General features: G+C 59.1%; 12 protein-coding genes. 10 read left to right on the forward strand and 2 right to left on the reverse strand.

Annotated features, from left to right (window positions below; all coding sequences use genetic code 11):
- Positions 1-51: 51 nt before the first annotated feature.
- The 5 genes from CFI11_RS04985 to CFI11_RS05005 are packed head-to-tail and all read left to right on the forward strand — an operon-like array spanning position 52 to position 4,148.
- A complete protein-coding gene (locus CFI11_RS04985; RefSeq protein ID WP_130403647.1) occupies positions 52-1,029 on the forward strand; it encodes an ABC transporter permease in 978 nt (325 codons plus the stop codon).
- On the forward strand, positions 1,026-1,979 hold the full coding sequence (locus CFI11_RS04990) for an ABC transporter permease (RefSeq protein WP_130403649.1): 954 nt from the start codon (positions 1,026-1,028) through the stop codon (positions 1,977-1,979). Before CFI11_RS04985 ends, CFI11_RS04990 begins: the two co-directional genes overlap by 4 nt.
- On the forward strand, positions 1,976-2,194 hold the full coding sequence (locus CFI11_RS04995; protein WP_130403651.1) for a hypothetical protein: 219 nt from the start codon (positions 1,976-1,978) through the stop codon (positions 2,192-2,194). Before CFI11_RS04990 ends, CFI11_RS04995 begins: the two co-directional genes overlap by 4 nt.
- A complete protein-coding gene (locus tag CFI11_RS05000; RefSeq protein ID WP_130403653.1) occupies positions 2,191-3,168 on the forward strand; it encodes an ABC transporter ATP-binding protein in 978 nt (325 codons plus the stop codon). Before CFI11_RS04995 ends, CFI11_RS05000 begins: the two co-directional genes overlap by 4 nt.
- Positions 3,165-4,148: an ABC transporter ATP-binding protein gene (locus tag CFI11_RS05005; RefSeq protein WP_130403654.1), complete on the forward strand. Its 984-nt coding sequence runs from the start codon at positions 3,165-3,167 to the stop codon at positions 4,146-4,148. The genes CFI11_RS05000 and CFI11_RS05005 overlap by 4 nt, the downstream gene beginning before the upstream one ends.
- Here the strand turns inward: CFI11_RS05005 and CFI11_RS05010 are convergent.
- Both CFI11_RS05010 and bhcR read right to left on the reverse strand, forming a co-directional pair.
- Positions 4,137-5,822: a sulfatase-like hydrolase/transferase gene (locus CFI11_RS05010; RefSeq protein ID WP_130403656.1), complete on the reverse strand. Its 1,686-nt coding sequence runs from the start codon at positions 5,820-5,822 to the stop codon at positions 4,137-4,139. The genes CFI11_RS05005 and CFI11_RS05010 overlap by 12 nt on opposite strands.
- A gap of 114 nt (positions 5,823-5,936) precedes the next feature.
- Positions 5,937-6,773, reverse strand: coding sequence for an HTH-type transcriptional regulator BhcR (bhcR, locus tag CFI11_RS05015; protein WP_130403658.1), 837 nt, complete (start codon positions 6,771-6,773; stop codon positions 5,937-5,939).
- Positions 6,774-6,930: 157 nt separating this feature from the next.
- On the opposite strand from bhcR, the gene bhcA reads away from it, so the two are divergent.
- From bhcA to CFI11_RS05040, 5 genes are all read left to right on the forward strand, one after another.
- Complete coding sequence (gene bhcA / locus CFI11_RS05020; RefSeq protein WP_130403660.1) at positions 6,931-8,121, forward strand: L-aspartate--glyoxylate aminotransferase BhcA; 1,191 nt, start codon at positions 6,931-6,933, stop codon at positions 8,119-8,121.
- Complete coding sequence (gene bhcB / locus CFI11_RS05025; protein ID WP_130403662.1) at positions 8,121-9,089, forward strand: beta-hydroxyaspartate dehydratase BhcB; 969 nt, start codon at positions 8,121-8,123, stop codon at positions 9,087-9,089. The genes bhcA and bhcB overlap by 1 nt, the downstream gene beginning before the upstream one ends.
- Before the next feature lie 14 nt (positions 9,090-9,103).
- On the forward strand, positions 9,104-10,267 hold the full coding sequence (gene bhcC / locus CFI11_RS05030) for a 3-hydroxy-D-aspartate aldolase BhcC (RefSeq protein WP_130403664.1): 1,164 nt from the start codon (positions 9,104-9,106) through the stop codon (positions 10,265-10,267).
- A 28-nt stretch (positions 10,268-10,295) separates the two neighbouring features.
- On the forward strand, positions 10,296-11,261 hold the full coding sequence (gene bhcD, locus CFI11_RS05035; RefSeq protein WP_130403666.1) for an iminosuccinate reductase BhcD: 966 nt from the start codon (positions 10,296-10,298) through the stop codon (positions 11,259-11,261).
- A gap of 73 nt (positions 11,262-11,334) precedes the next feature.
- Positions 11,335-12,345, forward strand: coding sequence for a type I glyceraldehyde-3-phosphate dehydrogenase (locus CFI11_RS05040; RefSeq protein ID WP_130403668.1), 1,011 nt, complete (start codon positions 11,335-11,337; stop codon positions 12,343-12,345).
- The last annotated feature ends 51 nt before the right edge of the window (positions 12,346-12,396 follow it).

Consider the following 12,396-nt stretch of genomic DNA (forward strand, 5'->3'; position numbering starts at 1 on the left):
GACGCCAAAGCGTGACTTGACCCCACCCACGCTCTGGTAGAGAACCGCAGAATGCTTGCTTACGTTATACGTCGGGTCTTTCAATCGGCCATCGTTCTGCTTGTGGTGGGACTGGTTGCGTTTTCGATGTTTCGCTTTGTCGGCGATCCGATTGACAACATGCTTGGGCAAGAGCGGACCCAAGCCGATATCGACCGGCTGCGCACGGAACTTGGCCTCGATCAGCCCTTTGTCGTGCAGTATTTCAAGTTTCTCGAAGGGGCCGTACAGGGCAATTTTGGCGTCTCTTATCGTCAGGGCCGCCCCGTCGCGACCATCATTGCCGAACGGGCGCCCGCAACGTTGGAACTGGCGGCGGTGTCGGGGCTTTTTGCGATTGTGCTGGGCATCGGCCTGGGTGTTTTGACCGCGATCCGACGAAACGGCCTCTTGGCGAATACGATCATGACGCTCAGTCTGGTCGGCGTGTCACTACCAACCTTTCTGATCGGAATATTGCTCATCTACGTGTTTTCGGTGGAATTGGACTGGCTCCCATCGTTTGGGCGAGGAGAGACCGTGATGATCGGAGGTTGGTCGACCGGGTTTCTGACCCAGAGCGGCCTCATGGCCCTGATCTTGCCGGCCATCACGCTGGGCCTTTATCAGATGACTTTGATCATGAGGCTTGTTCGCTCCGAAATGCTTGAAGTGCTGCGCCAGGACTATATTCGCTTTGCCCGCGCGCGTGGCTTGCGCGAGAGGGCCGTGAACTTCCGTCATGCGATGAAGAACACCCTGGTACCCGTGATCACCGTGACGGGCCTTCAACTGGGTTCGATCATCGCATTTGCGATCATTACCGAAACGGTCTTTCAATGGCCGGGTGTGGGCCTTCTCTTTATCAATGCGATCCAGTTCGTCGATATCCCGGTGATGGCCGCCTACCTGATGCTGATTTCGGTGATGTTCGTGGCCATCAATCTGATCGTGGACCTGCTATATTTTGCGATTGATCCGCGCTTGCGGGTGGATGGGAGGACCGCATGACCGATCTGACCGAAACGCTGCCTGAACCATCGCGTCGCAGCCGCCTGAAGGAGTTCTGGCAGTCGGACTTCATGTATATGTTCCGGCGGTCCCCGGTCGCGATCATCTCGTTCGCGGTTGTTGTGATCCTGGTGCTTGGCGCGGTTCTGGCCCCGCTTATTGCACCCTATGATCCGTTCAATCCCGCCTCTCTCAATCTGATGAACGGGTTCACCCCGCCATCCACGCCCAATGCGTTCACGGGTGATACGTTTTTTCTGGGCACAGACGATCAAGGCCGGGACGTTTTTTCCACGATCCTCTATGGCATGCGAATTTCCTTGTTTGTCGGGTTTTCCGCGGTGCTGTTCGCCATGGTACTGGGGGTAACCCTTGGTCTGATCGCCGGGTATGTGGGGGGATGGATCGAGACGCTGATCATGCGGATCGCCGATGTCCAGCTGACCTTTCCGTCCATCCTTGTGGCTATGCTGATCTTCGGGATCGCCAAGGGATTTACGCCGGTGGAATATCGCGATCAGATGGCCATCTGGGTGCTGATCCTGGCCATCGGGCTAAGTGACTGGGTCCAGTTCGCACGCGTCGTGCGCGGGGCAACCCTTGTTGAAAAGAACAAGGAATATGTGCAGGCCGCGCGAATGATCGGACGCGGCGGACCGGCGATCATGGTGAAACATGTCCTGCCGAACATCCTGTCCCCCGTCCTCGTGATTGCCACGATCAGTCTGGCTTTGGCGATCATCGCCGAGGCGACGCTCAGTTTCCTTGGTGTCGGCGCTCCCCCCACGCAGCCATCGCTGGGGACACTGATCCGGATCGGGCAGGGCTTCCTCTTTTCCGGCGAGTGGTGGATCCTGTTTTTCCCGGCGGTGACCCTGCTGGCCCTCGCTCTGGCGGTCAATCTACTGGGTGACTGGCTGCGGGACGCGCTGAACCCGAGGTTGCGATGATGCAGGCGCTCGCATCTTCTCTGTTATCTTTCGTCTCGCAGATCGGCCTGTCCTGCAAGCTGAAGGCGGCTTTTTTGGAAAAACTGAAAGACGTAGGGCGGACCGCCTCCGAAGCCGTTATCGATGTCGGTCCAGCCCCATTGGTTGTAGTGGCCTATCGCCTTGCTGACGCGGGCTCGACCGGGAAAACTGAAATGGACGTGCTCGTCTCATGACCCAACCTGTTCTCTCTGTTCGCGATCTCATTGTCGAAATCCCAACCCGTCACGCGCTGCTTCGGCCTGTGGATCAGGTCAGCTATGATCTGGCGCCTGGTGAAATCCTGGGCGTTGTCGGCGAAAGCGGCGCGGGCAAGTCCATGACGGGCAATGCCGTGATCGGCCTGCTTGACCGGCCCGCGCGGATCACAGGCGGGGAGGTGCATTTGAACGGCAAACGCATCGACACCCTGTCGATGGCAGAGATGCGCAGAATCCGGGGCAAAGAGATCGGCATGATCTTTCAGGACCCCCTGACCTCTCTGAACCCCCTGTTGCCCATTGGCGAGCAATTGAGCGAGACCATTCTGGAGCATCTCGATGTCAGTCGGGCCGAGGCGCAGCGCCGCGCCGTGGCAAGTCTCGAAGAGGTTGGGATTCCCGCCGCAGCGGAACGCATCAACTCATACCCGCATGAGTTTTCCGGCGGCATGCGCCAGCGCGTCGTTATTGCTTTGGCTCTCTGTGCCGAACCTTCTCTGGTCATTGCCGACGAACCCACGACCGCTTTGGATGTCAGCGTGCAGGCCCAGATCATCGCCCTTCTGAAACGCCTCTGCCGCGAACGGGGCACATCGGTCATCCTTGTCACTCATGACATGGGTGTCATAGCCGAAGCGGCGGACCGGGTGGCGGTCATGTATGCTGGCCGACTGGCGGAACTGGGCCCGGTTCGGGAGGTTCTGACTACCCCGCGCCACCCCTATACCGAAGGGCTGGTCGGCTCGATGCCGATGGCCGCTCAGGGCCAGGCCCGTTTGCATCAGATCCCCGGATCGATGCCACGGCTGGGCCAGTTGCCGGACGGCTGCGCCTTTCATCCGCGATGCCCCAAGGCCGAGGGCAAGTGCCGCTCCAATCCGCGTCCCACGCTGGAAACCTGTGGCGGACGCGCCGCCTGCTGGTTCGCGGCAGAGGAGATCGCGGCATGAGCCTTGTCTCCATTCGCAACCTGAGCCGTGTTTTCGACGTGTCCAAACCCTGGCTGAACCGTCTGCTGGAGCGTTTGCCAAAACGCATGCTGACGGCGGTGTCGGATGTCAGTTTCGATATTCGGGAAAACACCGTTTATGCGCTGGTGGGAGAGTCCGGGTCGGGCAAGTCCACGATCGGGAAGATCCTTGTCGGGCTGTTGTCACCCTCGGAAGGTCGCGTACAGATCCGGGGCGTTGACCTGGCAACGGAAACGGATGCTCAGGCAGTTGCCGCTGTCCGGTCGGATATCCAGATGATTTTCCAGGATCCCTATGCCTCGCTTAACCCGCGCTGGCGTGTTGGAGATATCATCGTGGAACCGGTGGCAGCGCGGGGTGGTGACACCAAGGGCCTTGCGGCGCGTTTGTTGAAACAGGTGGGGCTTGCGCCGGAGGACGCGGTGAAGTTCCCGCATGAGTTTTCTGGCGGGCAGCGCCAGCGGATCGGGATCGCCCGGGCGCTTGCGTCCGAGCCGAAATTGATCGTTTGCGACGAGCCCACATCGGCCCTGGACGTGTCGGTGCAGGCGCAGGTGCTTAACCTGATGTCCGATCTCAAGGACGATCTTGGTCTGACCTATCTCTTTATCAGCCACGACCTGACCGTTGTCCGCCATATGGCGGATCGGATCGGTGTTCTTTATCTGGGCCGACTCGTCGAGGAAGCCGAGCCAGACGCGCTTTTTGAGGGACCCAAGCATCCCTATACGCAGATGCTGTTGGCGGCGGCACCACGGATGGACAGCTTTGGCCGCGATGTTCCCCCGCCACAGGGTGAGATCCCGGATCCGATCAATCCGCCGTCAGGTTGTGCATTTCACCCCAGATGTCCAATCGCAGTGGCACGTTGCAAAACCGAAAGACCGGACCTCCGGACCCTAGGATCCGGCCGTGTCGCTTGTCACCTTGCGGACGAGAGTGTCGAGCTAAGCGCCTGAGGCGTCCTTGGGTTTGCGATCAGTGAAAGCGTGGGCCTTGCGGCCGCGATACTTTACCGTAAGCTCCAGTGGCGCGTCGTTCTCATCGTAAACGCCGATGATCACACCGCGCCCGCGACTGTTCGTTCTCATGTCGATCATCTGCGCATCGGACCGTGTGGTCCGTTGCGCGGTGCGCCGCGTCCATCGAAAAAGATGCTGGTACATCATGTCGATGATTTCACCATGGTCGGGGCTGTCCCCCAGATCGACGAGCTCATCCGGATCGTTCTGCAGATCGAACAGGATCGGGCGATAACCGCCTTCGCAGTGGATCAGCTTCCAGTCCTTGGTCGCGACCATGAACATCACAGCATCGCGCACGGTTTCCGTCAGCGTCTCCGCGAGGGGCGATCCTGAATAGTCGTACTCGCAAATCACAAACTCGCGGTCTGTTTCGGTCTGCTTTCCGTGCAAGATCGGGAGGAGAGAGCGGCCCTCCACAATGTGGGATGGCACGTCACCTCCCGCGACCTCGATGAATGTTGGCGCCAGATCGATGCTTTCGACCAGAGCGTCGCAGACCGTTCCACGGGTTGCATCCGCGTCGGAAGACGGGTCATAGACAATCAGGGGGACCCTGGTTGAGGCGTCGTGGAAGAATGTCTTTTCCCCCATCCAGTGATCGCCCAGAAAGTCACCGTGGTCCGAGGTCAGAACGATCATGGTGTCCTCCATGCGCCCTGTCTCCTCCAGCCAGTTGAAAAGCACCCCCATTTGATCGTCGGCCTGCTTGATCAGGCCCATATAGGCCGGGATCACGGCATCCCTGATGTGGTCCTTTGAGAAGGCCTGCCCGACAAAGGTCTGCATGAAAGCCTTTAGAACCGGATGGGCGTTGTCGCGCTCTTCCTCACTGCGGACGGGTGGCAGGATGTGCTGGCGGCCATACATGGCATTGTAAGGCGCAGGCACGATATAGGGCCAATGCGGTTTGATATACGACAGATGACAGCACCAGGGTCCTTCGGCTTGTGCGATGAACTCCATACCGCGACGTGTCAGATAGGGCGTCTCACTGTGCTGCTCTTCTATGTTGGCGGGCTTTGACGCGTTCTTGAGAAACCAGCCGGACAAGACATTCCCGTCATTATCCAGGGCTGAGTTCGCGAAGTCGTGCCAGGGATTGTCGCTGTCATACCCCTGTTCGCGCAGATAGGCGCTGTAGGCCTTGGCGCCGTCGGGATCGTAGGATCCATCCGGGCCTTCAGGCAGCATGCCGTCGTCCCGCTCGAAGACATCGAAACCGCATTCCGCGACGCGCGCGCCGATCAGGCTGTCGGGCTCGATGCCCAGGCGCGCCATGCCGTCCGCATCCGCCCGCATGTGGGTTTTGCCGACAAGGTGGCAGCCCATTCCCAGCGCGCGCAAGTGATCACCCATGGTCATCTCACCCACTTTCAGCGGGATTCCGTTCCAGGACGCGCCATGGCTGTGCACGTATCGGCCTGTATAGGTCGACATGCGTGATGACCCGCAGATCGGCGACTGTATATAGGCACGTGAAAAGCGCACGCCCCGCGCCGCAAGCGCATCTATATGCGGTGTCTCAAGGTGAGGATGTCCGGCGCAACTCAGATAGTCCCATCTCAGTTGGTCGAACATGATGAAAAGGATGTTCTTTGCGCGCGCCATGTTCAAAAGGTCTGTGTTTGCTGAAAGTATGCTCTAAAATATGAGCACTTTGCAAACATGGGGTTGCATTGCTTAAAGCGCTAGTGCTGAACAATGTTTGTTTTTCGAGTTCCCTTAGGTCAACTTATACGTGTGCGGAGATCCGCCTATCGCGTTTGTCAACGTATCTGCCGCCTGCCGGACCTTCGCGCCAAAATCATCGACGGAGACTTGGTCCATGCGGCTTGATGGACCCGATATCGAAAGACCCGCACTGGCCTCACCATGCAGATCAAAGACCGGAGCGGCGACGCATTTCATGCCCAGGTTGCGCTCCTCCGCATCGATGGAAAATCCCCGGTCCCGAATATGCGCCAGATCGGCGATCAGGTCGGACCGGTCGGTCAGCGTATGTTCGGTAAAGGCCGAAAGGGCATGTGCGTCCAGATACCGCTCCAGCCGGTCTGGCATGAACTGCGCCAACAAAGCCTTACCAATGCCCGAGGCATGCATGGGAGAGATCGTTCCGGGCGGGAAAAAGGCGCGGATGCTGGAATGTGTTTCCACCTGGCTGAGAAACAGGACCTTACCGTCTTTCTCGATGCCGAGATTGGCGGTCTCGCCGGTCTGTTCCATCAGGGCGCGCAGGATCGGGCGGGCGCGCTCGACCAGACTGGTGCGCCTGAGAAAATGCGATCCAATGAGAAAAGCCTGGGGACCGATGTGCCAGATCTGCCCTGCTGCATCGTACTCGATGACGCCCCGTTGCTCCATCGTGATCAGCATGCGGTAAACAGTGGCGGGGGCCTGATCCAATTCGCCGGCAAGTTCCGACAACGTGGCGCCGCCCATCTCCGCCAGGCGTTGAAGCGCCTCCAGGGCACGATCAAGGGACTTGATCGTGTTTTGTTCGGTTTTGTCGCTCCAATCGCGTGGTCGTCCACGCGCGCGTCGAGAAGATGAATCGTTCATATCATTCCTGAAAAAATTTTTCACATTATGAAAAAATATAAATACATAAAAGTAAACACTTTTATCGCCTTTCTCAAAAAATGAAAAATTTTTTCAAAAAAATTGCTCTCTTATGTCGTTGCTGGCACCTTAAGCAAAAGCGGTAGGAGGAGCGTTCATGATCACCCAAAACCCGGCCTTCATTCCCGGCCCGACAAACATACCCGAAGTTGTTCGGCGGGCATGCGACATGCCGACCTTGGATCATCGCTCATCGGCTTTTCGGGATATCCTGCACCCGGCACTGAATGCCGTGCGACACGTGATGAAGGCGCCGCAGGCGGAGATTTTCGTGTTCCCCTCAACCGGCACCGGAGGGTGGGAGACCGCCTTGACCAACACGCTCAGCCCTGGTGATCGGGTCTTGGCGGCGCGCAACGGCATGTTTTCGCACCGCTGGATCGATATGTGCGAGCGCCATGGCCTGGATGTGCAGGTTCTCGATGTCCCCTGGGGCGAAGGGTTGCCCGCGCAACGATACGAAGAGATCCTGACCGCAGACACCCAGCATCGTATCAGGGCCATCCTGGCCACCCATAACGAGACCGCCACCGGCGTTCTGTCGGATATCGCAGCGCTGCGCGCGGCGTTGGATACGGCGGATCATCCGGCACTGCTGTTGGTGGACGGTGTAAGCTCCATCGGATCGGTTGATTTCGAGTTTGAGAAATGGGGTGTCGATATCGCCGTTGCGGGCTCGCAAAAGGGCTTCATGATGCCGGCTGGCCTGGCGATTGTCGCCTTCAGCCCGAAAGCAATGGCCGCTGTGTCGCAGGCCACGCTACCGCGCACCTTCTTTGATGTCCGGGATATGGCAGACAGCTATGCGACCGGAGGGTATCCGTACACACCCGCTGTGGGTTTGTTGAACGGCTTGAATGTTGCCGCACACATGCTGCTTGATGAAGGCCTGGACAATGTCTTTGCACGCCATCGGCGTATTGCGGATGGGGTCCGGGCGGCGACACAGGCCTGGGGTCTGCAGCTTTGCGCCCGCAGGCCGGAGCTTTACTCCGACACGGTCAGTGCCATTCGCACGCCCGACGGGTTTGATGCGACCCGGATCGTCAACCACGCCGCCGAGACATATGGTGTCGCCTTCGGCGTCGGCTTGGGAGAGGTCGCTGGCAAGGTCTTTCGCATCGGGCATCTGGGGTCGCTGACCGATGTCATGATGCTTAGCGGCCTTGCGACCGCCGAAATGTGCATGGTGGATCTGGGGATGGATATCAAACTGGGACAAGGCGTTGCGGCGGCCCAGCGTGTCTATGCAACGGGTGCCAGTGAACCTCACAGGGAGGCTGCGTGATGAAGGATATGTCGGACCTGACCCTTCCAACCTATCAGGATATGCTGGACGCGCACGAGCGGATTGCACCGCATATTCATCGCACGCCGGTTTTGACGTCTCGCTATTTTGATGAGTTGACCGGAGCCGAGCTGTTCTTCAAATGCGAGAACTTCCAGAAGGCGGGCGCGTTCAAGGTGCGCGGGGCATCGAACGCGGTCTTCGGGTTGCGGCAAGACCAGCTAGAGTGGGGCGTGGCGACGCACAGCTCGGGCAATCATGCGCTCTCACTCAGCTATGCCGCAGGGCGACGTGGTGTCCCCTGCACTGTCGTCATGCCACGGACCGCGCCAGAGGCGAAAAAGGCGGCCGTGCGTGGGTACGGTGGACGGATCGTGGAATGTGAACCATCGACATCCAGCCGTGAGGCCGTCTTTGAAGAAGTGGTCGCCGAAACAGGTGCCGAATTTGTTCATCCTTACAATGACCCCCGGGTTATCGCGGGACAGGGGACCTGTTCCCGCGAACTGATGGAACAGACCGATGGCCTTGACATGGTGATCGCCCCGATCGGGGGCGGAGGTATGATTTCGGGCACCTGCCTGACCCTGTCTCATCTGGCGCCAGAGGTAGAGGTCATTGCAGCGGAACCCGAACAGGCCGATGATGCCTATCGCAGCTTCAAGGCCGGACATATCATCGCGGATGATGCGCCGCAGACCATTGCGGACGGGCTGAAGGTCCCGCTCAAAGAGCTGACCTGGCATTTCGTTTCGAACCACGTCGCGGACATCCTGACGGCAAGCGAACAAGAGATCATCGAGGCAATGAAACTGACCTGGCAGCGGATGAAAATCGTGATGGAGCCGAGTTGTGCGGTGCCGCTGGCCACCATTCTGAAAAACAAGGAGCGCTTCGCGGGCAAACGTGTAGGCGTGATTATCACGGGCGGGAATGTCGATCTTGATCGCCTGCCTTGGCTGCTTTGAGAGAGGAGAGGACCATGAACGCACCTGCGACCTTCGAGAACCTAGAGGTTGGTTTTGATGTCCCAGCCCTGCCCGGTATGGCAGAGGCGGATATTCAGACCCCATGCCTTGTCCTCGACCTCGACGCGCTTGAGCGGAACGTCGAGAAGATGGGACAGCTCGCGCGGCAAATGGGCGTGAGGCATCGTGTGCACGGCAAGATGCACAAATCCGTCGACGTGGCGTTGCTGCAGGAAAAACTGGGCGGATCCTGTGGTGTCTGCTGTCAAAAAGTCAGTGAGGCCGAGGTCTTCGCACGCGGGGGCATCAAGGATGTGCTGGTGTCCAACCAGGTGCGCGATCCGGCCAAGATCGACCGGCTGGCGCGCCTGCCCAAGCTGGGCGCCCGGGCGATCTGTTGCGTGGACGATCTGGCGAATGTCGCCGATCTCAGCGCGGCTGCCGCACGGCACGGGACCCAAATCGAATGTCTGGTGGAGATTGACTGCGGAGCAGGGCGCTGCGGTGTGACGCGCACCTCTGATGTTGTCGAGATCGCAAAGGCCATCGACGCGGCAGAAGGGCTGCGCTTTGCAGGTCTGCAGGCCTATCAGGGCGCCATGCAGCATCTTGATGAATACGAAGACCGAAAGGCGAAAATCGATGTGGCGGTTGCCATGGTACGCGATGCGGTCGAGGCGTTGAAAGCCGAAGGTCTGGAATGTGACATCGTCGGGGGAGGTGGCACAGGCTCTTACTATTTCGAGGGTAACTCTGGCGTATACAACGAACTGCAATGCGGCTCGTACGCGTTCATGGATGCGGACTACGGTCGTATTCTGGATCAGGACGGCAATCGCATCGATGAAGGAGAATGGGAAAACGCACTCTTCATCCTGACCTCCGTGATGAGCCATGCAAAGGCGGACAAGGCTATCGTCGATGCCGGGCTCAAGGCACAATCGGTGGACAGCGGTCTGCCCGTCATCTTTGGACGAACGGATGTTGAATACGTGAAATGCTCCGACGAACATGGCGTTGTCGCCGATCCGGACGGTCGACTTAAGGTAAACGACAAGCTGCGCCTTGTTCCGGGCCATTGCGACCCGACCTGCAATGTTCACGATTGGTATGTCGGCGTGCGTGACGGCAAGGTCGAAGTGGTTTGGCCCGTATCCGCCCGAGGTAAAGCCTACTGATCCTTCCGAAAAGGACCGAGACAAGACAATGTGGATCGTACCAGAGGCGACAGTCGCGCGCCTCATCACACCCGAGATGGCTTTTGAGGCTGTCGAAGCGACCTTCGCGGCGATGGCACGCGAGGATGCGTATAATTTTCCCGTCATTCGTGAAGCGATTGGCCATGCCGATGCACTCTATGGCTTTAAATCCGGGTTCGACCGCGCGGGCCTGCATCTTGGGCTGAAATCTGGCGGCTATTGGCCGGATAATGAACAAAAGGGCCTTACCAATCATCAATCCACGGTGTTCCTGTTCGATGCAGATACCGGTCAATGCAAGGCCGCGATGGGGGGCAATGCTTTGACCGCCCTGCGGACCGCCGCCGCCTCGGCCGTGTCTATCAAACATCTGGCGCGCGCGGATGCACGGGTCCTCGGCATCATTGGCGCAGGCCATCAATCGGCATTCCAGATGCGGGCGGCTGTCCAGCAACGCAGTTTCGACAAGGTGGTGGGGTGGAACCTACATCCTGAAACGCTGTCGCGCCTTGCCGACACCGCAGAAGAGCTTGGCCTGCCCTTTGAAGCTGTCAGTCTGGACACGCTCGGGCAAGAGGCCGATGTGATCATATCGATCACGTCGTCCTTCGCGCCCATTCTTAACGCGGATCAGGTGCGCCCCGGCACACATCTGGCCTGCATGGGCACCGATACACGCGGCAAACAGGAGGTCGATCCGGCACTTCTGGTCCGTGCCACGGTCTTCACCGACGAAATTGCGCAATCGACCTCGATCGGAGAGGCCCAGCATGCGGTGGCCGAGGGCATCCTGACCAAAGACGCCATCACCGAAATCGGTGCGGTCATCAACGGGGCACATCCGGGGCGGCGAAGCGATGACGAGATCACCCTGTTTGATGGCACCGGTGTCGCCCTGCAGGATCTGTCTGCGGCCGCTTCGGTGCTGGATCTGGCCATCGCAGAGGGCGTCGCGACAGAGGCGGCCTTGTAGCGATACAATCTCTTTCTGGTGGTTCTCCGGCGCTTGTCCTAGCACTTGGGCATTCGGCTGGAGGCTCTTCCGCATGACAAGATCTGTGCGTGTCGCAATCAACGGGCTCGGCCGGATTGGCCGAACCCTTCTGAGACAGGTCATGACAGGCGTGGGTGCGGACCGTATCGAGGTGGTCCATGTCAACGATGTCGCGCCGCTTGAAACCTGCGCTTACCTTTTCCAGTTCGACAGCGTCTTTGGACCCTATCCCGGAGAGGTTGCAGCGTCGAGCGACGCGCTGACGATTGACGGGCAGCGGGTGCCTTTCACATCCTTGCCGGATATCTCGAACCTGGACCTTTCTGGCGTCGACATTTTGCTGGAATGCACCGGAAGGGCGCAGACACGCGAGTTTGCAGAGCGTGGATTGCGCGCGGGCGCAGGCGCTGTGCTGATTTCGGGACCCTCGCAGGTGGCCGACATCACGCTGGTCATGGGCGCGAATGAGGCGCTTTTGAAAGAGGAGCGGATCGTCTCGAACGCATCCTGCACAACCAACGCTCTGGCGCCCCTGATGCGGTCTCTGCACGCGCTGCTCGGGGTGGAGCGTGCCCACATGACGACCATTCATTGCTATACGGGAAGTCAGCCGATGGTTGACGCCCCGCGTACGGATCTCGCGCGAAGCCGCGCGGGTGCCCTTTCCATGGTGCCGACGACCACCAGCGCGACCAAGCTGATTGATCAGATCCTTCCCGATCTGGCCGGGCGCATCTCAGGCGCGGCTGTCCGCGTCCCAACTGCAAGCGTGTCCGCGGTGGATTTGACAATTCAGGTGATGCGCGATGTGCCATCCGATGTAACAGGGGCGCTGGCTCGCATGGCAGAAGCGTCCCCGGTGATCGGCGTCACAAGCCATCCCAATGTTTCGACGGATATGCGGGGACGTTCTGAATCTGTCGTGCTTACCCTGCCCGAAACCCTTGTGCTGGGATCGCGGCAGGTGCGGATTTTCGGGTGGTATGACAACGAATGGGGTTTTTCCGCCCGCATGCTGGATATGGCGCGGCTTATGAACGATCGTTTGTTTCAGACCGTCTGAACCCGGACATGTCGTCGCTGAAAAGATGCCCTTTGCAGGGAACGTCTCTCA

Origin of the sequence: Thalassococcus sp. S3 (assembly GCF_004216475.1) — a bacterium.
In the GTDB taxonomy this organism is placed as follows: domain Bacteria; phylum Pseudomonadota; class Alphaproteobacteria; order Rhodobacterales; family Rhodobacteraceae.